The organism is Halovenus amylolytica, assembly GCA_004015825.1.
GTDB lineage: Archaea > Halobacteriota > Halobacteria > Halobacteriales > Haloarculaceae > Halovenus > Halovenus amylolytica.
In genome coordinates, this window is sequence record SAYS01000007.1 from 169,074 (window position 1) to 190,224 (window position 21,151).

Genomic DNA, 21,151 nt, shown 5'->3' on the forward strand with positions numbered 1-21,151 from the left:
AACAAAAAGGCACGGGTTCCACACAGCACCAGCTGAGGCAGTTGCGATCAGGCCCGCCGGACCAGATGGTCCCGCACCGTCTGCTGAGCGCTATCACAGAGTTCGTCGAGTCGGACAGCCGTCGCCACCACGGGGTTGTCGACCGGGAACTCCTGATACAGATAGGAGACGAGCTGACAGTGGCGGATCCCGGCGTCGAGATTCTGGCTCGTCGTTCCATCGAGCAGTTCCTGGCGGTCCTGGATCAGTTCGTCACAGCGTTCCCGATGTGCAGCCAGTGTCTCGTGGCGGTGCTGGAGGGCATCGAAGCCGAGTTCTATCAGCGGGATCTCATTTTTTTCGGCGAGCCAGGCGGTGATCCCGTCGACCGTCTCGCCAGCGGATCCGAGATGTGCTGCTTCAGTGTCGAGTGCGCGGGACATCGCACGGGTCTCCGTCTCTCGGTTCTCGGTCTCGCTGCGGATCGCACCCTTGAGTTCGCGCGAAAACCCCGTCTCCGTCGTCGAAGCGAGCGCGACAGCAATCTGGTCGGTGAACTCGTTTCGGATCGTCTCCAGCAGCGATTCGTCGCCATTACAGCTGTGTGGCCGGATCGTCTCCCTGAACGCTGTGCGGACTGCCCGACACTGGTCGTCACCCGTCCGGCTGTTCTGCAGTTGTGTGCCGACAGTTGCCGTCATCCCACCCGCGGGGGTGGCCGGGGCTGTCGGGAGTGACGACACCCGATCACGGAACCGATCGAATGCGTCACGTTTCGCAGTGACTGCCGACTGTTCGTTCTCGACACGACGCTGGGCACGGTCGATGAATGTTGTCACGGTCATATGTTGGGAGATCACACCTGGGGGGCAGACATTTTTAGGTCTACCTAAACCATTAAAGATGCTTCGGTTTTTAGGTTGGCCAAAAACCCACTCTAGAGGCTGGGGTGGGTGATCTGTTCATCCGGGTGGAGTGATTCGAACCGGTCGCACATCGCTTCGAGCGCTTTCGTTTCGCGTCGCCGGCTCTCCTCCTCGCTGATCTCCTCACAGCCCGGTGGGAGATCGCGCCCCCGGTCGGTGAAGTAGCCGTCCGGGGCGACCCAGTCGTGATAGAACGGTCGGTCGTCGGCTTCGAGCAGCGCGACCGCGACCTCGGCACCGTGGCCAGCACAGACGACCGCCTGGTGTGATTTCTCGGCGAGCCGACCGGCGGCATAGAGCCCGTCGACACCAGTGCGACCCTGTTCGTCCGTATCGACGAACGTCTTGCCACGGTCGATGAAGCCGACGCCGTCGATCGTTTCGAGATAGTCGACCGTGTTCTTCGTCGCAGCGATGACGTACTCGGTCCGGAAGCGGTCACCCGACTCCGTCTCGACCGCGAACCCGTCGTCGGTCTGCTCGACGTGGGTGACTCTGCCATCGTGTCGCTCACAGCCTGCTCGGTCGGCCTGTTCGCCCATCAGATCGAGCAACTGACGGGGGTTGACGCCGGCCGGGAAGCCGGGGAAGTTCTCGATGTGGGCATTTCTTCGCAGGATCGACTCGCCCGTGTCGACGATGAGTGTGTCCATACCGTGACGTGCCGTGAAAATCCCCGCCGAACGGCCGGCGACGCCGCCACCGACGATCAGGACGTCTGTTGGAACGGTCATACGAGTGCTTAGAACTCACCGTTGATTAATCCGCGACCCGCTGGCGGTCGAACATCTCTCTAACCGGCGAGAGCAGTCACGAAATGTCGGGGCAGTGGTTGGATTGCTCGAAAGGAATCACTCGGGAAGTGGACAGTCGTCGGGAACGACCTGCTGGTCGAGCGCGTCGACGGTCTGTTCCAGTACGGGCACCATATTCTCGGTATCCTCGCGGTTGTACTCGATCAGTCGCTCCAGCGAGCCGTCGACACCGCGTTCGTGTTCGTGCCAGAGCCGGACCGCCTCCCGCCCGTCGACGTCGGGAAGCTCGCGCTCGATCCCCAGCGTCCGTTCGATCTCGCTCAGCCCGCCGGAGAGGCCGAGTTTCCGGCAGGTCGGCATGAGATCGATGTGTGGGAAATCGAGATCGATGCCGAAGGAGTGCTCCAGAAACGGGATATCGAACCGGGCGCCGTTGAACGTGACGAGCAAGCCAGCATCCGCGAAGGCGGCAGTGAGTTCCTCGGCAGTCAGGTCGTCACCGCGGACGAGTGTCCGTGTCTGCCCATCCTGGTAGAGCGAGACCGTGGTGACGACGCTCGTGTGGTGGTCCAGCCCCGTCGTCTCGATATCGAAAAAGCAGGCCTGCTCCCGGAAACTCTCGTAGAGCCGCCAGCGGGCACCCGTCGGAAACACCTCGTCAAAATACGAGACGTCGTCGGCCTCGATGGCGTGCTCACCCTGTTCGATGAACGCTTCGATCCGCTCGGCGCGTGTCGGACCAACGCCCTCGCAGCTGTCGTCGAACTCCGTCCAGTGGGTGATCCCCTGTTTCCACAGTCGTCGCTCGATCGTCTCGCCGATGCCCTCGGCCCCCAGGAACGAATTTTCGACGCGCACAGGTGTACTCTGCGAGCACCCGGATTAATCGTTACGGTCGCACCGGTCGCAGATCCACGACTGTCTGTCCGGTAGCTTCTGAATGTACGGCCCATCGGACGGGGCACGTAACCAATCAGTCACCGCCTACGCCCGTTCAGGAAGACCAATACAAGATAGGAAGCGGGCCAGGTGTCAGTATGGCGACCAGTGCTGATACGGCTGATCTGTTTCCCGAGACGCCCGCCATGGACCGCGAGCAGTTGCTCTGGGTGACAGCGATCCTCTTTTTTGGCATCGGTGATCTGGTGACGACGTCGATCGGGATCCAGGCGAGTCACGTCTCAGAGACCGGAACGCTTCAGGAACCCCTGCTCCGGCAGTTCGGACTGGTTTCGGTCCCGGGGCTGAAACTCGCGGTGTTTGCCGGCTTTTTCGCCTGCTGGCGACTCATCCCGCGTCCGCACAATCTGGGTGTCCCACTCGCTCTGACGACCGTCGGTGCCCTCGTCACTGTCTGGAACGCTGTGGTCATCGTCGGCCCTGTGCTGTAAGCTCGAAGAGTTATCCAAAATGGAGGGGGGTCACCGGGGATCGGAGAGCCGGTGTGGCCGCGAGGGATCAGACGGCCACAGACAGGGTGGTCGCCCAGCGTCAGCGCTTGTACTCCTTACCGAGGACGAGGCCTGCAACGTTTGCAGCCACCAGTCCCGCAACCACGGCGGGGGACTGCTGTGCGACACCTGCCGCAAGCAGCGACAGGAGGACGAACGGAATGACGATCGCACTCCAGAACCCGAGCAGTCGAACGGGGTATTCGACAGCGGACTGGAGGGTCTGTCGGTCGGTGCTGGCAATCGGATCGAGCGGGGTGGCGCTGGACATTGTGGCTCTCCTTACTCCTGTCCACGCACCATACCCGTATATAAACGCGAGATTACTAGCGCTATTTCGGTTCTTTTTCACCAGGATTCACAGGAGTAGTAACATTTTATATAGAACTACTAACGTTTTATGAGTGTCTCAGACACCGTTAGAAGTTTTATTCTCTCCTCTAAGACGAGATCTCCCGAAGAGAGCGACGAACACTACGAAACGCGGACAGTTCGTGTTCGAACGACAGGTTCGAGGGACAGATCCGGGAAGACAGCGCGGACGGCAAACGTTAACTCGTCAGTATCGCCGCCGAAGACGCCGACCGGGAGGGTCGTTTCGCCGAGGTAGGTCGCCTTCTCGGTCATCTCGACACCGTTTACCGTCACCGAAAGCGAAGCGCGTGCGTCACCTGCCGTCGACTGGACTGTGACCTCACACAGTTCGCGCTCACCGCGGGGGATCGTCTCCGGGAACGTACCCCAGTCGACGGACACGGCGGGCAACGCTCCCGCACCCTCGTGGATCTGTTCGGCCACGCCCTCGGTGACGCCCGCAGCAGCGAGTTTCGACGGCGTCGACGAGGCGACGTCGCCCGGCGTCTGGAAGCCAGCTGCTGCGAGTGTGCGCGCCCGCTTTGCACCCACGCCGTCGATGGCGGTCAGGCCGACTGCGTCCTCACTGACACCGGTCTCGACGCGGGCTTCGATCCGACAGACCAGATTCGCCTGTGTCGGCGTGCCGAACCGGTCGAGGATCGCGCGCAAGGCGGCGAGCAAGCGGAGCGCATTCTGGCGGATAATCCAGGCGTCGCTCCGTAGCGTCGAGGGCGTCGTGTTACTCATGCCAGCCTCCAGGATGGCGAGTACCTTCCGCCGGCCCGGATCGAGTCCCTCGGCCCGGTTGCCGAGGACGGCGTCGATCGCGTCTTCCTCGTCGGAGCGCGCACTGACGCTGTCGAACTCGGAGGCGGTCGCGATCGCTTTCAGCACGTCGATCGACGCGAACTCCTCGCGGTCTGCGAGATCCGCGAAGCGGCGAGCGGTCGTCAGTTCGAGGTAGAACTTCGAGGTGAGCCGTCCGAGCGGCGTCGGTTCGATCGAGAGTCCGTCCATCGCGACGAACTCGCGGTCGACGAGCCACTCCAGGGTATCGCTGACACGTGAACGGAGTTTCTCGCCGGAGACGTAGGAGCCGCCTCGCTGTGCACGGACGTAGTAGAAGGTCGTCTCCAGCCAGTCCATCGCACCGTCGACGTCTGTGACGGTTCCGAGTGCGATTTCGGCGTTGAGGTGGACCGCCAGATCGCTGGCCGGCGGCCCCGACGTCTCTGTTCCACCGGTTCCGGTTCGGTCGGCCAGTCGGGACTCGATCGTCTTCCCGTCCCGGAGGAGTTGGCGAAAGCGGTCGACCGAGGAGCCATCACAGACGATCCAGGCGTAGCCCTTGTCGTCGTAGCCCGGTCGGCCGGCCCGGCCGAGCATCTGGAGGATATCCAGCGGGCTCATCTCTACCTCACCTTCAAGTGGGTCGTGGTGTTTCGTATCCCGGATCACGACACACCGCGCTGGCAGGTTGACACCCCAGGCGAGCGTCGAGGTCGAAAACAGGAGCTGGATTTTCCCCTCGCGAAACCAGCGCTCGACGCGGTTCTTGTCGTCGCGGGAGAGCCCGGCATGGTGAAAGCCAACCCCGTCGAGAACCGACTGCCGGAGCGTGTCGTCGGAGAGTTCGTCAGTCGCAGTATGGAAATCGTAGTCCCCGCGCGCGCCCATCGGAATGTCGCGCTGGGCGAGTTCGTCGCGCGACTTCTTGGCTGCCTGAACCGTATCCTGCCGCGAGGCGACGAAGACCAGCGCCTGGCCCTCCTCGCGGATGTGTTGTTCGGCGAGATCCAGCGCGCGATACAGTCGGCGGTACTTGTCCGCGAAGGCGTTCTCGCCGTGAGTGTAGGTCGCAACGTCCGCATCCAGCGGGACGGGGCGGTAGTCGTCGTCGAAGGAGAAGGTCGTCTCCGGGGGCGCGTCGAGCCAGGCAGCCACGTCGTCGGTGTTCGGCATCGTCGCCGAGAGGGCGACGACCCGGGGATCACAGAGGCGGCGCAGGCGGGAGATCGTCACTTCGAGGACGCTGCCACGCTGTTCGGAGTCGAGCAGGTGGACCTCGTCGATGATACAGCAGTCGATATCGGTCACGAAGGAGTACCGGCGGGAGTCGTGCTTGCGAGTCGCGGAGTCGGCCTTCTCGGGGGTCATCACCAGGATATCGGCGCGTTCGGCCCGGCGGGGGTTCAGATCGCGTTCGCCGGTGACGACGTACACCGAGTAGCCCAGTTCCTCGAAGCGGTCCCACTCCCGCTCTTTCTCGTTGGTCAGCGCGCGCAGCGGGGCGAGAAACAGCGCCGTCCCGCCGTCTTGGAGGGTCCGACAGATCGCAACCTCCGCGACGGCCGTCTTGCCGCTGGCGGTCGGTGCGCTGACGACGATGTTCTCCTCGGAGTCGAGCAGTGCCGGCAGTGTCTCCGACTGCATGCGGTTGAACCGCTCGAAGGGAAACGCCCCGGTGAAGTCGGGAAGAACGTCGGCGACGGCGATTTCCGTCCCGGTGTCCGCGCTGTGGGTCACATCGGGAGACAGGGAGCAGTGCACATAGGCGTTTCTGTCGCGGGCTGGCTGCTGGTCCTGGGAGCAGAGAAATAGACTTGTATTAATCAAGTTGGTTAAACCAAGTTAGTTTCGCGAATCGAACGACTGCGTCGGTTTTCCGAAGAATAGGCCAGTTCATACTGGGGGTTCTCGTCGCGGTTGGCAGTGTGGGCTCGCTGTTCAACGAGACAGTACTGACTGGAAGAGCCGGTGCACCTGATCCGCGACGTGTCCGAAGAAACAGCGTGTTACAGATACTCGACGGCCGATCCACACTGCTGACAGACAACTGCGAGCCGGTTCTTCCCGCTGTCGTGGACGTTCTTGACTGTGGTATCGCCGTGGCACATCTCGTCAGCAGCGTTCGCCATACAGGGAGAAACAACGCTGTGAGCTAAGCAGTCCACCCAGCCTATACAGGTGGGTTTAAATCATCAATTTCACATAATTATTCGGGTGAGTAGATCTGTTCACACGCCAGGCAGACGACCCGTTCCTCGTCGAGGCGTTCGTACCGACCGGTCCGGGCGCCGATGATGCCGCGTTCGCTCCAGGCAGCGTCACAGTGGTCCTGTGGACAGCGGTCGGGGATCGCCGTGTCGTCCTCGTGTTCCGCGACGACAGCTTCGAGTCTGTCGAGATTCCGCCGGCTCTCCGGATCGTCGAGTTCGGCCCTGAGATGTTCGAGATGGTCGCTCAGTTCGGCATCGGGTGGCTGCTCCTCGATCTCGAACTCCCGGTCCCGTGCGCCGCCCTGTCCGGAGAGAAATCCCGGGACAGTGGGCGTCTCCTGGTCGTCCTCCCGGATGTCGGGTTCGGAGTTCTCGGCATCGTCTGGAGTCGCCCGATCCTCGCCAGGAGTGCGGGATTGTGTGGCTCGCGGATCTGCATTCCACTCTCCCTGTGGCAGCGTCCGGTCGGAATGTGTTTCGTCGTCGCTCCGGAGCGAACCGAGCCGGGCGAGGACCAGTAACAGCGCTGGACCGACGAGAAGTGCTGCCAGAACGAGCGTCTGCCAGTCAGTGGTGTCCCCAAACTGCCCCAGGATAGCCAGATTCGACAGTAGTGGCCGCGAGACGAGCGCGAGTGCGAAAATGAAAAACAGAGCGGTCCCAACGAGTCGTTTCATCGTCCCGATCGGCGACTACGCCAGCTCTTCGATGCCGGTCCGGTCGGCGATGAGGTTGCGCAGTTCGGAGCGGTCCTCGATATCTTCCATCTCCGCCTGTTCGATCAGCGCCGTGCCGTCGACGGATTCACGCGGTGCGCGCTCGACGACGTACACCGAGTGGGTGCGCGTGACCTCGCCGACCGAGGACATGATCCGGGCCCGTTTCTCGGCCGTTTTCGTGAACTCGGAGTGACCAGTCAGGACCTGCTCCTGCTGGCCCTCGTCCTCGCTGACGGTCTTGAACGGCGCGCGTTCGGTCGGGTGGACCTCGTAGCCGACGCGGGTGAGCACCGTGACGATCGCCTCGTCGTCCGGATCGACGTCCGGGCCGTCGGGTGGGTCGTCGGCCTTCCGGACGGAGTCACCGCCGTCTTCGAGCACCGACACCGGCGAGGTCAGCGGCGCGTCGAACAGATCCTCCAGTTCGGCCGCGACCTCGACACTCGCGTCCATCCCGTCCTCGTACTTCGAGACAGTCCGTCGCGAGACACCCAGTTCCTTGGCGAGTCGGCCGAGCGACCAGTCTTTCTGTTCGCGGGCATCTTGCAGGACTTCACTGTCGATGTTGACGTAGAGGCCACCGGGAGCGGCGTAGATCAGCGGTGGAACGCCCTCGACGAACAGATCCATGGCCGTATCCGGCGAGAGGACTGGCACACCGTTGCGGAAGTAGACGACGCCGGGATCGAGATCCTGATCCCGTGTCCGGAGCCCGATCACCACCGGTGTCGCGTTCAGATACCGTCCGAGGCGGCGCATCTCCGCCCCTGTTCGAGCGTCGAAGGCGTCGATGTTCCCGAGAATCTTCACCAACAGTACATCTTCGCCCCGGCGTGCTGCGATATCGAAACTTTTCGGTCGGATTGCACAGCGGTCGCTAACTATGAAGCCAGCGTCTTCGAGCATCGCTGTGACGTTTCCAACCAGAGCTGACCGGGACATTACTAGTGGGAGATATGCGTGTCGTCGTATATATGATTTGTGCCGCTCAGACGGCCCGTATCCGGCGTTTTCTGGAATATGTTGGAGAGTCTAGGGGTGTTCTGCTGGGACCGGACTCTCGAAAGGTGTTAGTGAATCTCGGCACTACCGCCCGTAGTGACAGTTATCGGGCTCGACGATACCGATTCGCGGGAGCTAGGGATGTGTACGACCTACGTCGCTACTCGCCTGGCCGCCCGCATCGAGCAGGCAGGCGGAACCGTCGAGCGACTGCTGCTCGTCCGGTGCAACCCCGCAGTCGAACACAAGACCCGGGGCAACGCCGCGCTGGCGGTTCATTGCGAGCTCGATACCGAGCAGGCACTCTCGCTCGCGGACGACCTGCTGGCGATGGCTGCGACCGACGACGAACGGACGAATCCGGGAGCGGTCGTGGCGGACTGTGAGCCGGAGGATGTGCCCGACGAGGTGGCCACCTTCGCACGCGATGCAGTCAGGGACCACCACGAGATCGATGCTACTCGACAACTCCGCGAACGGCTCGAATACAGCACTACGACGCGGGGGAACGGCCGCGGGCTCATCGGTGCGCTGGCGGCAGTCGGCGCGTGGCGAGCCCTCGACGAGTGGACCTACGAGTGTATCTCCTACCGCGAGCGCGAGCGCTGGGGGACCGAGCGAACGGTGGATTATGGGTCAATCTTTGAGGCTGCCGACGCGGGCTATCCGACAGTCTGGGATACGGTCGACCGCGAGGAAGGCGTCGCGGTCTGTGTCCCACGAACGCCCTGTCCGATCCTCCACGGCATCCGTGGGGACGACCCCGATGCAGTCCGGGAGGTCGCGGAGATGATCGACGGTGAACCAGTGGAGCGACGGCAACTGTTCGTGACAAACCAGGGCACCGACGCACACCTCCAGGATGGGACTCTGGAGACAGTTCGGGATGGGCGATCGTACCGGCTGACCGGGACCGTTACCGAACCGCCGGAGACGCGCGAGGGTGGGCACGTCTTTCTCGGGATTGGAGCGGAGGACGACGGAGAGGGGGACGAACGGTTGCAACTCGCGGCTTTCGAGCCGACGAAGCGCTTCCGGGATCGAGTGCGGGCGCTCCGCGTCGGTGACCGTATTACGGTCTGTGGCGAGCTATCGGATGGGACGCTCAAACTGGAGAAATTCGCCGTGCGTGATCTCGTCATCACCGAGCAGGCGACGCCGAACTGTCCGGACTGTGGCCGGTCGATGAAATCCGCCGGCCGGTCGGCCGGGTATCGGTGTCGGGACTGTGGGACGAGCGCAGATGGGAAAGTCGAGAACACGATTGAACGGGAGTTAGAGAAGGGGTGGTACGAGGTGCCCCCCTGTGCTCGGCGCCACATTGCGAAGCCGCTGATTCGTGGTGGGTTCGACGCCCCGACGCATCCCGAGAAGTAGCAGTAATTTAGACAGCAGTGGGATTTGTCGCTACGAACAGCAAGAAAGCCCCGGCTGGCTCCAGTCGGGGGCACCGATAGACTCGCTTCGCTCGTCTATCGGAATAAGCACCGCAGACCGAAGGTCGAGGAGCGCAGCGAACCCCGGATGGTCGAACGCGCGGGGGCTTTCTTGCTGTTCACAACGGTATTCTTGAGTTCGCCGTTTCCTGAGGGGGCTTTCTTGCTGTCCAAAACATAGCTAGCAGTTCAACCGAGGCCATCACAAAAACAGAATTCACGCCAAACAGAACACTCAGACAGCCCCTACAGTCGAACCGGAATCCCGCGCTCGTGGAGATACTCCTTCGTCTCCTGAATCGAGTACTCGCCGAAGTGGAAAATCGAAGCAGCCAGTGCGGCGTCGGCGTTGGCCTCGGTAAATACCTCGTAGGCATCTTCGGGACTCCCACAGCCAGAGGACGCGATCACAGGCGTCGAAACAGTATCACAGACGGCCTTCATCAGTGGGATGTCGTACCCCTCCTTCGTCCCGTCGGCGTCGATCGAGTTGATGAACAGTTCGCCCGAGCCACGCTCCTCGGCCTCCGCCGCCCACTCGACGGCATCGATTCCCGTCCCCTCGCGACCACCCTTGACGGTGCACTCGAACCAGCAGGACTCCCCATTCACGTCGGCGTAGTACTCACCCTCCTCGTCGAACCGCCGTTTGGCGTCGACCGAGATGACGATACACTGGCTCCCGAAAGCTGTCGCGCCCTCGCTGATCAGTTCGGGACGGTTCAGCGCGCCGGTGTTGATCGAGACCTTGTCCGCGCCAGCGCGGAGCGTCTCCTTGATGTCCGCCTTCGTTCGGATGCCGCCGCCGACGGTCAGCGGGATGAACACCTCGTCGGCGACCGAGCGAACGGTATCGAGCATCGTCTCGCGGCCCTCCGCAGAGGCGGTGATATCCAGAAAGACGAACTCGTCAGCCCCGGCCTCGTTGTATCGCTTTGCCATCTCGACGGGGTCGCCGGTGTATTCGAGATCCTCGAAGTTGACACCCGTGTACACCGCAGCCGTTCCGTCGTCGTCGACATCCACGTCGATACAGGGTATGATCCGTTTCGTGAGCGTCATTTATTATCCCACACTAAACGTGCGGGTCTCAAAAGCCGTCCGACTTCTCGCGCTGGTATCGAACGCTATTTTTGGAATCGGTCGAAAATCCGTCCGACCGTGCGAATCGAGAGACCAGCGGTCGGTACATCGAAGTATCTCGGGGTTCGACAACCGGGTATGGACGCCGAGGAATCCCGCGTCGAGTACGATCCGACGGATCCGACACCGCCGGCGCGCGAACCGCCGTACCGTAGTACCGCCCCGCAGAGCCACTACACCAGCGGACAGGTCGCGACCGGGCTGGCGATCATGCTACTCGGGGTCGTGATCGTGGTTGGACTGACACTCGCACTCGCCTGAGCGTGGTGACAGTTCGCATAGACTGACGGGATCGAATGAGAATGTTAAAGACACCGACCGCATTACCACAGGATGCGCCCGGGTGGCTTAGCTGGACATAGCGCCGCACTCATAGGGTACCACGGAAACGCGGCTCACTCCGGCACGTTCCCCCCGAGGATTACCTCGGACCTGGGACATGCGGAGATCGAGGGTTCGGAGCCCTCCCCGGGCACTTCTCACACGTCGCGAATCATCTGTGAGCGACAGCGCTGGAAGTGCGCTGGAGGCGACGAACCCGCAGGTCTTGCGCGAACGTAGTGAGCGCAAGGCAGGAAAGACGAGCGAAGCGAGTCTTTCCGTGGTTCGGAGCCCTCCCCGGGCATTCTCCAAGGAACCACGAACGCCAGTGAGTGGTGACGCCGTGGAATGCCCGAGCGGTTCCGAACGAGACGAGGCGCGCGCAGGGAATGTGAGGTCGACCGCCGGGAGACCTCGGTGCGAACGGCGAAGCCGTGAGCGTGAGCGAGCACGTCTCGGCGTTGTTCGAGCCCTCCCCGGGCACTTCTCACACGTCGCGAATCTTCTGTGAGCGACTAGTCCTTGCCGTACCGAGGCTGGCTATCGCGTATCTGGATACCAAATGAGGGGTGCGACCTCGAATTTGTCGCGCCCTGCGGACAGTCCGGTGCCTGTTTCACGAGCGGTCGTGATCTGCCCAGGTGCTGTGGTGGCCGAGCGTCCCCAGTTGTACGCGCGAATCCTCACTGTTGCCATCGGTGTCCGCGTCCAGCGCGTAAAGGAAACTGTCTCGACTCCCGACGTAGACGACACCGTTGACCACTGTCGGCGAGGATGATACTGCTCCTGCGGTTGCGAACCGCCATTGTTTCTCACCCGTCTCTGCATCTATCGCATAGCCGCTCTCGTCGAGACTCCCGATGTACACGGTTCCATCGGCCACCGTCGGTGAGGAGTCGTGGACACTGCGTCCTGCGTCGAAGCGCCACTGTTCGTCGCCCGTCTGGGCGTCGATCGCGTACACGTTTCCGCCCCCCGAAGCGTCTCCCACGTAGACCGTGCTATTGGCCACCGTCGGCGACGAAAATACTGATGCGTCGGTATCGAACCGCCACCGCTCAGCACCGTCGTCGGCGTCCAGCGCATAGAGAGCGTCGTCGAAACTTCCGATATAGACGGTGTCGTCGGCTACCGTCGGAGAGCTTATTCCGTTGATTTCGGTGTCGAAATCCCACTGTTTCGTCCCGTCATCGGCGTCTAGCGCGTAGAGTGCGTCGTCAAAACTTGCGACGTAGACGGTACCGTCGACCACTGTCGGTGAGGATCGAACGTAGTCTCCGGTTTCGAACCGCCACTGTTCGTCACCCGACTCGGCGTCGATCGCGTAGACGTTGCTGTCCCGACTGCCGACGTAGACTGTGCTATCGAATACCGTTGGAGAAGACTGTACGAGAGAGTCGGTTTCAAAACGCCACTGTTCCTCGCCGTCCTCGGTGTCCAGTGCATAGACGTGGTTGTCTCGACTTCCGATGTACACAGTACCGTCCACTACGTTCGGAGAGGAGAGGACGTGATCGCCGGTCTCGAATCGCCACTGTTCATCACCCGTCTCGGCGTCAAGTGCGTAGACGTTGTTGTCCACACTTCCAAAATAGACGGTCCCGTCAACGATCGTCGGTGAGGAGCGGACACTGTTCCCGGTTTCGAAGCGCCACTTCAGTCTCGGAGTAAGATTGATACGAAGTGTCGCGGACTCTCCTTCATCCAGTATCACCGTCTCGGACGTCCGAAATTCCTGCTCCTCGAGATCACCGGGTTCGTCTGTGACTCCTTCGGGAAGGAGATATCCGACAAACGATCCCTCACACCGATCGCGCGTCGCCTCCTCGACGAGTGTGAGTGTGATCGTCGCGACTTCTCCGTCGAAATTGAACGAGTCCCACGAGAAGGTGCACTCTGTATCGTAGTGGGGGGTTACGGTAACTTCCTCATCTTCGTCTGCCGATTCCGTTTCGTCTTCGCCGAAGCAGACGAAAAAGTCCTCGATCAGCCGATTCTCTGCAGAGTAGGTCTCGCCGCTGTCCGGGTCGAACTGTTCGATAGGGTCCCCCCCGACCAGATCGAGCTGGAAGCACTCGACCGTCTCTGTAGCTTCCGTGCCACAGAACGAGATATTACTGATCCCAGCCTGCTGGCCACCTGGGTTCTTCGGCGCACAGAGGACGCCGTCGAGGTCGTCACCGTCGTACGAACTGGTGTCCGGCCCCCCCTTGACACACACCCGCTGGATATCGTCGCTGGACGAAAATTCGAAACAGGTGATTTCGTTTTCCTCCGGCTTCCTGATCACGTCGTCGATAGTAATACTGTACTCGTCGTCGTCCCCGGTGAACGTGTATGTTTTCCCCTGCTCGGGGTGTCCCTCGATCTTCCCACAGAATGTCCCCTCCGGACAGTCGTCCTCGCAGACGCATGGCCCGACCGCACGATCATCGTTGTTGCGTTGACCGCGTCCCTTGCCGGGGTCGGCACTTGCAACCCCGCTGCCAACGTACACTGTGGCTGCGGTACCACTCCCGAGCATCCCGAGCAGACGTCGGCGTGACGGGTGATTTTCTGATAACTCTTTCTCGGTCATTGTCCCTTGTTCTTACCGAGTTCGGAGTTTTAGTATAATAGGAAATACTACAAGTAATGTAATATTAATAGCATCAATATTTGACTGTCGTATTACTTTCTCGTTCAGTAAGCAGTAGAACGATACCGAGAGCAACGCGGAGATGAGTTCTGTCAGTGGTTGTACATCCTGTTTTCAACGCATCAGCCAGGATAATCCGGAACTAGTAGAGAATTTCGCGCACGTAGTTACATCGGGATCGACGAGCGCCCGTCGATCACTGCCCGATACCGTTCCCCGGCAGCCGAGTCGGCCGAGAGTTCCTCACGGATTCGTTTGGAGATCCACTCCTCGTCAGTTTCGGGGCTTCCGGCAGGATTACCGTCGAACTCCCCGCTCCGAATCTCTGCCGGCAGATACCGCTCGTAGACCGGCAGTCGCTCGGTGAGCGGAACGCCTGCTTCGTCTGCAATCTCCTGGAGCCGATCCAGCGCCGGCCAGGCATAATCGGGGTTGATGTGATCGGCCGTCACCGGCGAGACGCCGCCGAGATCGTCGATCCCGCAGTCGACGACCTCCCCGGCGGGTGCGAGATTCGGCGGCACCTGCAGTGAGACGTCGTCGGGCAGCGCCGCGCGAGCCATCGCGACAGTCCGCCGCAGGGTTTCCAGCGACGGTTCGCCACCACGCCAGCGTTCGTTTTCGACGACCGGCTGGACGATCACCTCCTGAATGTGGCCGTACTCCTCGTGGAGCTTTCGGATCGTAAGCAGGCTCTCGGCCCGATCCGCCCAGTGTTCGCCGATGCCGACCAGAATCCCCGTCGTGAAGGGAACGCCGAGTTCCCCGGCCGTCCGAATCGTCTCGACCCGCTGGGCCGGCGTCTTCACCCGGGGGCCGCTGTGGGCGGCCACGTCGGCGGTCGTTTCGAGCATGACACCCATGCTCGCGTTGCAGTCGGCGACCAGCTCCATCTGCTCGCGAGTCTGATCACCTGGGTTGGCGTGGGGGAGCAGCCCCTCCTCGATGGTGAGTTCACAGACCTCCCGCAGGTAGGAGTGGATCGTGTCGTGGCCCCACTCCGCGAGCTGGTCGTAGATCTCGGTGTACCGGTCGTCTGGGTCGTCGCCGAACGTAAACAGCGCCTCCGTACAGCCCGCGTCGGCACCGTCTCGGACGATCTCGCGGACCTCCTCGGGTGAGAGCAGCGACGCTTCGCCCGGTGGATCGAAGTACGTACAGTACGTGCAGGTGTACCGGCAGGCCGTCGTCAACGGGACGAAGACGTTCCGACAGAAGGATAGCTCCGAGGCTGGACTGACCTCGGCCGGGCGAACGGCGAGCAGCTCCTCGACGGTAGCCTGGTCGACAGACGGGAGTTCGGAGCGCACACGCCACTCTCGGGGTGCAAAGCTCAAATCAGTCACGAAATGTCGACCAGCCCTGGGAGCATGGCTGGTCACTGCGCCAGGAGCGGTGGAATCTGGCACTGTTGGGTTGCGTACCCACGCACGGGTCGGCCCGTGCACAGAGGCGTACACAGGCTCGCGTTAAAAAACTTGGCTGGTGTCAACGACCCACAGTATCAGGACTGATCGCGCTCTACCACACACCGGCCGTCGGTCGTATCGAGTTCGAAACCCGCCTCGCGGAGCCAGCCTGCAGACTCACCACGTCCGTGGATCAGCAGTTCCACGAGATCGTCCGGTTCGTCGATATCGACAGCCAGTCGGAAGGAGTCGACAGTCTCGACGGCTGCCCCACAGCGGTCGGCCTCGCGGCGATGTTTGCGGTAGGAGTCGCCGTGGTAATCGACGCGAAAGGCAGTCTCCCGTATCACGATCGCGTTCGTCCCGCCGCCGAGACCAGGTGCGAGAACGACGTCGGCAGCCGGATCGAACAGTGCTGTGAGAGAGTCGGCTGTTGCGAGGGCGAGATCAGACATCACGATAGCCACGGGACCAGTCGCCGCTGCGAGCACCGCGTTGATCGCGGGGGACAGTGGCCGTTCGTCGACATGGACTGGACAGTCGGCGTCGACCGGTTCTGTCGCGAGAATCTCGGGATCGTGGCCCGCCGCTCCGATAGTCTCGACGACGTCGTCGAGCAGCACGCCTGCAAACTCGCGGCGCTCGTCGGTGTCGAGAACAGGTGAAAGGCGGGTGTTCGGATCGTGCGAATCGAACGGAACGAGAACGCGCATTCCCTACTGAAGTTTGTTCGTGTTCTGTTTCTTCTGGGAGTAGAGGTAGAAGCCACCGCCGACGAGGGCGATCAGCACGACGCCTGCCCCGCCGAACAGAAGCATCGTCTGGGATTGCTCCTGGCTCTCCTGGCTGTCGATGATCGAATCAGCTTCGGTCATCGACTGCTCGAAATCACCGTTGTTGTACAGTGAGATTGCCGACTGCAGGTCGCTGTTGTCCTCGCTGACGCTCTCGCTTGCCTGGTCGATCCGGTCGCGGGCGTTCTGACTCGCTTCAGTGTAGCGGTGAACCTCCCACTGGTTCTGGACACCGCCGGAGACTGCGACTGCGACGAAGTTCTCCTCTTCGGGGTTCTCGTAGTTGTAGGAGTCGATTTCGGGGACTGTCCCGGATCCTTCGACGACCACTTCACTGATACCATCGTCTGCAGAGAGCTCCATCGAGACCGTCCCTTCTCCGCTTTCACTGATGGTGTCACCGCCGACGGTCTCTGCACGGATGGAGACCGTTCCATCCTCGAACTCGGAGGAGGCCTCGAGTGTCCACGTATCAGGCTGGTCCTCGAACGGGTCCTCTATCGTGACCGTCGCGGTCTCCTGTTCGCCGACTTCGAGTTCGTCGGGAACCTCGCTATCATCGAACGTTACTGCTGTTGCTACGCCTGCCGTCCCCAGCGCGAGGGCGAGTACGACGCCCAGCGCCAGGAGCTTAGAAGAGTGGGTCCAACTCATCTGTGTCATCTTCGACAAGGGTCTCTAAATTCTCTTCGCTCTCCTCCTGGATCTCTTCGATGTTCTCCTGTGCCTCGATTGCCACTTGCTGGAGTTCCTTGATCCGTGGCACGTTGTGGACACCCGAGAGGAGCACCGACGCTGCAACGTTTGGCTCGTTGATCGGGTAGTCGCCACCGCGGACTTCCATACTGCCAGTCTGCTCCTCGAGCCACTTCCGCCCGCGCTCTATGCCTTTCCGGTTGAGATGTTTCGGCGGCCCAGAGACGACCAGCAGGGCACGCTCTGCACCCTCGATCTCACAGGGGAGTGTCAGGCGACCGAGCGCGGCCTTGCGGACCAGCGACGTGATCCGGTTGGTCGTGTTTGCCGTCTCCATGTTGTCGTCGTCACCGCCCTTGAACCGGGAGAGCAGACCGCCAGAGCCATCGCTCTGGACGCTCTCGGCGTCGTAGCCGACCGTCGAGACACCACCACCCGAAAGTGTGTTGATGATCTCGGAGGAGTCGACGACACTTTCCGCGACGTTGTCGCCAGCCGAGACCTCGCCGGCACCGAAGAGGACGCCGAACCGGCGGACGATCTCGTCGTTGATCTGGTCGTAGCCGCCCTCGACGGATTCGCCGGTCTTTCGCCAGGCGTCGTTGTCGAAGACGAGCAGGTTGTCGACCTCCCGGACGAACGTCTGGAAGGATCGGGCCGCATTCAGGGTGTAGATACCCCCCTCGTCACCGCCCGGCAGGATGCCGAGTCCGTACACCGGTTCGGTGTAGATCCGCTTGAGATGTTTCGCGAGCACCGGCGAGCCACCCGAGCCGGTCCCACCGCCGAGCCCGGCGACGATCAGGAAGGCATCGATCTCGTGGACCGGAATGTTGTCTATCGCGCCCTGTACCTCGTCGATATCCTCCTCGGCGATCTCGGCACCGAGTTCGTTGTCGGCCCCGACACCGTGGCCTTTGACCCGTGCCTGCCCGATGAGGACCCGGTTATCCTCCGGGACGTGTTCGAGTCCGATCAGATCCGCCTTCGCGGTGTTGACCGCAATGGACGAACGGACGATCCCACTCCCCGTCCGCTTGTCGTACTCGATAAATTTATCGACAATTTTCCCGCCCGCCTGTCCGAAACCGATCATCGCTAGTTTCATATCTGGCTTTAGGCGAAACCTATGCCAACGGAAATATAAGTGTTTTCCCCCGTCTGACAAAACTGAGAATTAGACCGACGGTACGGGTGTCACAAAGCAGACCACGTATACCCATCCGCAACAGTCTGGTAAGTTCACGACCGGGGTGGCGACGAGACTCCGAGATAGTCGGCGAGTGTCGTCAGTTCACCCGGTTCGAGACCGAACGCGTCAATATCATTCGTTGAAGTCGTGTTTTCGACCTGCAGTGACCGGTACTGATCGCTGCCCATCGGTGCACCTGGAATCGCGTCCGCGACCGTCAGCCCGACTTTTGCCAGTCCCATCGGTATCGAGACGATCCGGACCGAGTGCCCCTCCGCTTTCCGGGCGAGTTTCGCGACGTCGGCCAGTCGCAGTACGTCTGGCCCGCCGATCTCGTAGGTCTCACCGGTGTGGGCATCGTCTTCGATACTGTCGGCGAGCATCCCCGCCAGATCGTCGACGTGGATCGGCTGGAACTTCGTTTTGCCGCCGCCCGGCAGGGGTGCGAGGACCGGCGGGGTCAGTTTGCGCGTAAAGGAGAGAAACTCGGAGCCCTCGCCGAAGACCACCGAGGGCCGGAAGATCGTCCAGTCCTGGTCTGTCTCCCGGACGAGTTCCTCGGCGCGTCCTTTCGCGCGGATGTAGTGGGTGTCTCCGTCGGGATCGGCACCGAGTGCACTCATCTGGACGAACCGGTCGACACCGTGTTCTGCGGCGGCCCGGAGACAGTTCTCGGTCCCGCCGCGGTGGATCCGGTCGTGCATCTCGTCACCACCGGAGGGCTTGAAAAGCGGCGAAAGCGCGACGAGGTTGTAGACGACATCTCGTCCCTCGAAAGCGGCCTCCATGGAGTCGTAGGCAGTCACGTCACCCATCGCGGTATCGACACCGGCCGGGAGATCCGTCGGGTCGGGATCACGGGCGAGGGCGGTCACGCTGTGGCCACGATCTGCGAGTTCTCGACAGAGATGCTGTCCGACGAACCCGGTTCCGCCGGCAACGAGTACGTTCATGTCTGTACATTGGGGCGAGCGCGCAAAAAGGTACAGAAACCATAGTCGGCGGGATTCTCATAGTGATTGTTGCGAGTCTGTACCGCTCTAGCGACGCAAATTCTGTGTTACACGCCGTGACACGTCGATATCCGTGACTCGGTCACGAAAATAACCCAACAATCACTATCAGTTGGGCAAGAGATCAACGAGCAGTAGTGCTTCGGCGAGCACCCAGCCGACGAACAGCCCATAGGCCACCAGCAGGAGGTACGCTTCCCGCTTCGTCAAAGCGAGTCCGGTCCGCAGCGTGACGAACAGAAGCACCGTCGCACCGACGAGACAGCCCATCATCGGCGCGGTAATCGAGAAGTTGACCGTCGCCGCGCCAGTCAGCAACACACCGATCGGGATGACGACGAGCAGATCGAACGTGTTCGAGCCGACGACGTTCGCGATGCTCGCCACGTCCCGTTCGCTGCCGGCCGCCTGGACGCTGACCAGCGTATCGGGGAGACTCGTCGCCGCGGCGACGATCACCACACCCCACAGGAAGTCAGGCGTCCCCGCAGCGTCACCGATAATGATCACTGCGTGAACGAGTCGCTCGACTGCGACGACGATGACGAGCAATCCGGCGACGAGCCAGCCCCACTGTTTCAGCGGGTTGATGCTCTCCTTCGAGGCTGGCGCGGTGTAGTCGACAGTATCCTGCCACTGCAAGAACAGATAGAGGATGTACACCAGCAGCGGAAGCAGCATGAGCGGACGAGTGAGGCGACCCGACAGTGAGCCCTGAAGCGAGCCACCCACCGGGTTGTAGATGAGCGCGAGCGCGAAGGTCAGAAAGAGCACCAGGACAGCCAGCAGATAGAACAGTGTCTCCTTGTGGACGAGCGTGCGCGTTGCATCGATCGAACGACCGGAGATGAGGACGGCGAGTGCCGGGATGACGAGAACGTTGAAGATGGCCGAGCCGACGATGGCGCCGACGCCGAGTCCGAAGGAGCCGGCCAGCGCGGCGAAGACGACGCTTGCGAGTTCCGGGAAACTCGATCCCACAGCGGCGATGATACCGCCCTGGACGACCGGTGGAAGTTCGTAGTAGATCGCGAGCCGTTCGCTCGCGCCTTCGAGCCAGTCACTGCCGACCCACAGCGCCGCCGTGGCCAGGATAATGACGACGACGGCGACCAGCAGCTCTGTCATTAGAACAGACGTCGGTCGTCACCCGCTTAGGCCTGGTCTTTTCAATCGAAACACATCGTATCATCACGGCAGTGGTGGTCCGGACAATATTCGCGACTCTCCGCTGACGCGAGTCGACGAACTGCAACGCTCTTAACGGCGGCCGGACAACGCACAGCCAATGACGAGTGTCAAGAATTTCCAGATCGCGGAGCCAGCCACCAGGGATCGGCTCGGACGCGGCCGTTTCAGGTTCACGGACGATTACTCCGTCTTCGACTGGGGGAAGATGCCCGACCGGATCCCCGACAAGGGTACCTCGCTGTGTACGATGGGTGCGTTCAACTTCGAACTGCTCGAAGACGCCGGCATCCCGACGCACTACCGCGGCGTCGTCGTCGACGACGAGGTCCAGCCACTGACGGCTGCCCTCGACGCAAACGAACCACCCCAGGAGATGGCGATCTCCCTGACGACGGTACCGGATCTCCCATTCGAAGACGGGAGCTACGACTACGACGCCTACTACGAGGCGGTGGGATCGCACTACCTCGTCCCGCTGGAGATCGTCTTCCGGAACCGCGTACCGGTCGGCTCCTCGCTGCGGAAACGCTCCGATCCCGCAGATCACGGCCTCGACGCCGACGAGTGGCCCGACGAGCCAGTCGACCTCCCCGAACCAGTCGTCGAGTTCTCGACGAAATACGAGAAACAGGATCGGTATCTCGACCGGGCGGCGGCAGCCGAGATCGCCGGTCCAGCGAGTATCGACGATCTCGAATCGGTCGCCCGCGAGGTCAACGACCTCGTCACCGAGCAGGCTGCCGACGCCGACCTCACCCACGAGGACGGCAAAATCGAGTGTCTCTACACCGACGGCGAGATCCACGTCGCCGACGTGGTCGGGACCTTCGACGAGAACCGCTTCTCCCGAGATGGGCAGCAGATCTCGAAAGAAGTGATCCGCCAGTACCACAAACGTACCCAGCCCGAGTGGGTCGAGGCTGTCGGCGAGGCCAAAGAACGAGCGACTTCGGAGGGAGTCGCCGACTGGAAGTCACTCTGTGAGAGAGAGCCTGAACCACTCGACGAGGAGATTATCCGGACCGCGCGGAACCTCTACTGTGCCGGGACGAACACCTACATCGACCGCGAGCTGTTCGATGCACCGTCGCTGTCGGCAGTTCTCGAAACCGTTCGACACTTGTAAACAG

The 21,151-nt window shown here is 61.7% G+C and carries 20 protein-coding genes and 1 tRNA gene; 5 read left to right on the forward strand and 16 right to left on the reverse strand.

What is annotated here, in order from left to right:
- Positions 1 to 47: 47 nt before the first annotated feature.
- The 3 genes from EOW68_RS07890 to EOW68_RS07900 all read right to left on the reverse strand — a co-directional run bounded on the left by EOW68_RS07890 (position 48) and on the right by EOW68_RS07900 (position 2,518).
- Positions 48 to 824 (reverse strand): DUF7260 family protein, encoded by a 777-nt coding sequence (locus tag EOW68_RS07890; protein WP_128224607.1) that lies wholly within the window; start codon positions 822 to 824, stop codon positions 48 to 50.
- Between the two features lie 92 nt (positions 825 to 916).
- Complete coding sequence (locus tag EOW68_RS07895) at positions 917 to 1,639, reverse strand: NAD(P)/FAD-dependent oxidoreductase (RefSeq protein WP_128224608.1); 723 nt, start codon at positions 1,637 to 1,639, stop codon at positions 917 to 919.
- A 117-nt stretch (positions 1,640 to 1,756) separates the two neighbouring features.
- The gene (locus tag EOW68_RS07900) at positions 1,757 to 2,518 is read right to left on the reverse strand and encodes a ribonuclease H-like domain-containing protein (RefSeq protein ID WP_128224609.1); all 762 of its coding nucleotides are present in this window, start codon (positions 2,516 to 2,518) and stop codon (positions 1,757 to 1,759) included.
- A gap of 179 nt (positions 2,519 to 2,697) precedes the next feature.
- Here EOW68_RS07900 and EOW68_RS07905 point away from each other — a divergent pair, with 179 nt between their 5' ends.
- On the forward strand, positions 2,698 to 3,051 hold the full coding sequence (locus EOW68_RS07905; RefSeq protein WP_128224610.1) for a DUF5658 family protein: 354 nt from the start codon (positions 2,698 to 2,700) through the stop codon (positions 3,049 to 3,051).
- A gap of 100 nt (positions 3,052 to 3,151) precedes the next feature.
- Here EOW68_RS07905 and EOW68_RS07910 read toward each other — a convergent pair whose 3' ends face one another.
- From EOW68_RS07910 to EOW68_RS07925, 5 genes are all read right to left on the reverse strand, one after another.
- Positions 3,152 to 3,382: a DUF8028 family protein gene (locus EOW68_RS07910; protein ID WP_128224611.1), complete on the reverse strand. Its 231-nt coding sequence runs from the start codon at positions 3,380 to 3,382 to the stop codon at positions 3,152 to 3,154.
- A 203-nt stretch (positions 3,383 to 3,585) separates the two neighbouring features.
- Positions 3,586 to 5,964: a DEAD/DEAH box helicase gene (locus tag EOW68_RS07915; protein ID WP_128224651.1), complete on the reverse strand. Its 2,379-nt coding sequence runs from the start codon at positions 5,962 to 5,964 to the stop codon at positions 3,586 to 3,588.
- Between the two features lie 299 nt (positions 5,965 to 6,263).
- Complete coding sequence (locus EOW68_RS18600; protein WP_431358811.1) at positions 6,264 to 6,386, reverse strand: hypothetical protein; 123 nt, start codon at positions 6,384 to 6,386, stop codon at positions 6,264 to 6,266.
- 77 nt (positions 6,387 to 6,463) lie between these two features.
- The gene (locus EOW68_RS07920; protein WP_128224612.1) at positions 6,464 to 7,144 is read right to left on the reverse strand and encodes a hypothetical protein; all 681 of its coding nucleotides are present in this window, start codon (positions 7,142 to 7,144) and stop codon (positions 6,464 to 6,466) included.
- A 15-nt stretch (positions 7,145 to 7,159) separates the two neighbouring features.
- Positions 7,160 to 8,128 (reverse strand): transcriptional regulator, encoded by a 969-nt coding sequence (locus tag EOW68_RS07925; protein WP_128224613.1) that lies wholly within the window; start codon positions 8,126 to 8,128, stop codon positions 7,160 to 7,162.
- A gap of 156 nt (positions 8,129 to 8,284) precedes the next feature.
- Between EOW68_RS07925 and EOW68_RS07930 the strand changes: the two genes are divergently transcribed.
- A complete protein-coding gene (locus EOW68_RS07930; protein WP_128224614.1) occupies positions 8,285 to 9,565 on the forward strand; it encodes a TiaS agmantine-binding domain-containing protein in 1,281 nt (426 codons plus the stop codon).
- 305 nt (positions 9,566 to 9,870) lie between these two features.
- On the opposite strand, the gene hisF is transcribed toward EOW68_RS07930, so the two are convergent.
- Positions 9,871 to 10,686: an imidazole glycerol phosphate synthase subunit HisF gene (gene hisF / locus EOW68_RS07935; RefSeq protein ID WP_128224615.1), complete on the reverse strand. Its 816-nt coding sequence runs from the start codon at positions 10,684 to 10,686 to the stop codon at positions 9,871 to 9,873.
- 159 nt (positions 10,687 to 10,845) lie between these two features.
- Between hisF and EOW68_RS07940 the strand changes: the two genes are divergently transcribed.
- Positions 10,846 to 11,028: a DUF7550 family protein gene (locus EOW68_RS07940; protein WP_128224616.1), complete on the forward strand. Its 183-nt coding sequence runs from the start codon at positions 10,846 to 10,848 to the stop codon at positions 11,026 to 11,028.
- A gap of 76 nt (positions 11,029 to 11,104) precedes the next feature.
- Positions 11,105 to 11,242: transfer RNA gene (locus EOW68_RS18330), tRNA-Met, on the forward strand.
- Positions 11,243 to 11,704: 462 nt separating this feature from the next.
- On the opposite strand, the gene EOW68_RS07945 is transcribed toward EOW68_RS18330, so the two are convergent.
- The 7 genes from EOW68_RS07945 to EOW68_RS07975 all read right to left on the reverse strand — a co-directional run bounded on the left by EOW68_RS07945 (position 11,705) and on the right by EOW68_RS07975 (position 19,958).
- A complete protein-coding gene (locus EOW68_RS07945) occupies positions 11,705 to 13,666 on the reverse strand; it encodes a beta-alanine-activating enzyme beta-propeller domain-containing protein (RefSeq protein ID WP_128224617.1) in 1,962 nt (653 codons plus the stop codon).
- A 227-nt stretch (positions 13,667 to 13,893) separates the two neighbouring features.
- Complete coding sequence (gene cofG / locus EOW68_RS07950) at positions 13,894 to 15,036, reverse strand: 7,8-didemethyl-8-hydroxy-5-deazariboflavin synthase subunit CofG (RefSeq protein WP_128224618.1); 1,143 nt, start codon at positions 15,034 to 15,036, stop codon at positions 13,894 to 13,896.
- Positions 15,037 to 15,230: 194 nt separating this feature from the next.
- Positions 15,231 to 15,848 carry a 2-phospho-L-lactate guanylyltransferase gene (gene cofC, locus EOW68_RS07955; protein WP_128224619.1) on the reverse strand — a complete coding sequence of 206 codons (618 nt, stop codon included), beginning with the start codon at positions 15,846 to 15,848 and terminating at the stop codon, positions 15,231 to 15,233.
- Positions 15,849 to 15,851: 3 nt separating this feature from the next.
- Entirely contained in the window at positions 15,852 to 16,583 is a 732-nt protein-coding gene (locus EOW68_RS07960; protein ID WP_128224620.1) for a hypothetical protein, read from the reverse strand.
- The gene (locus EOW68_RS07965) at positions 16,561 to 17,733 is read right to left on the reverse strand and encodes a tubulin/FtsZ family protein (protein WP_128224621.1); all 1,173 of its coding nucleotides are present in this window, start codon (positions 17,731 to 17,733) and stop codon (positions 16,561 to 16,563) included. Before EOW68_RS07965 ends, EOW68_RS07960 begins: the two co-directional genes overlap by 23 nt.
- Before the next feature lie 134 nt (positions 17,734 to 17,867).
- Positions 17,868 to 18,770 (reverse strand): complex I NDUFA9 subunit family protein, encoded by a 903-nt coding sequence (locus tag EOW68_RS07970; RefSeq protein WP_128224622.1) that lies wholly within the window; start codon positions 18,768 to 18,770, stop codon positions 17,868 to 17,870.
- 168 nt (positions 18,771 to 18,938) lie between these two features.
- Positions 18,939 to 19,958 (reverse strand): sodium:calcium antiporter, encoded by a 1,020-nt coding sequence (locus EOW68_RS07975; RefSeq protein WP_128224623.1) that lies wholly within the window; start codon positions 19,956 to 19,958, stop codon positions 18,939 to 18,941.
- Between the two features lie 160 nt (positions 19,959 to 20,118).
- Here EOW68_RS07975 and EOW68_RS07980 point away from each other — a divergent pair, with 160 nt between their 5' ends.
- Positions 20,119 to 21,147 (forward strand): phosphoribosylaminoimidazolesuccinocarboxamide synthase, encoded by a 1,029-nt coding sequence (locus tag EOW68_RS07980; protein WP_128224624.1) that lies wholly within the window; start codon positions 20,119 to 20,121, stop codon positions 21,145 to 21,147.
- The last annotated feature ends 4 nt before the right edge of the window (positions 21,148 to 21,151 follow it).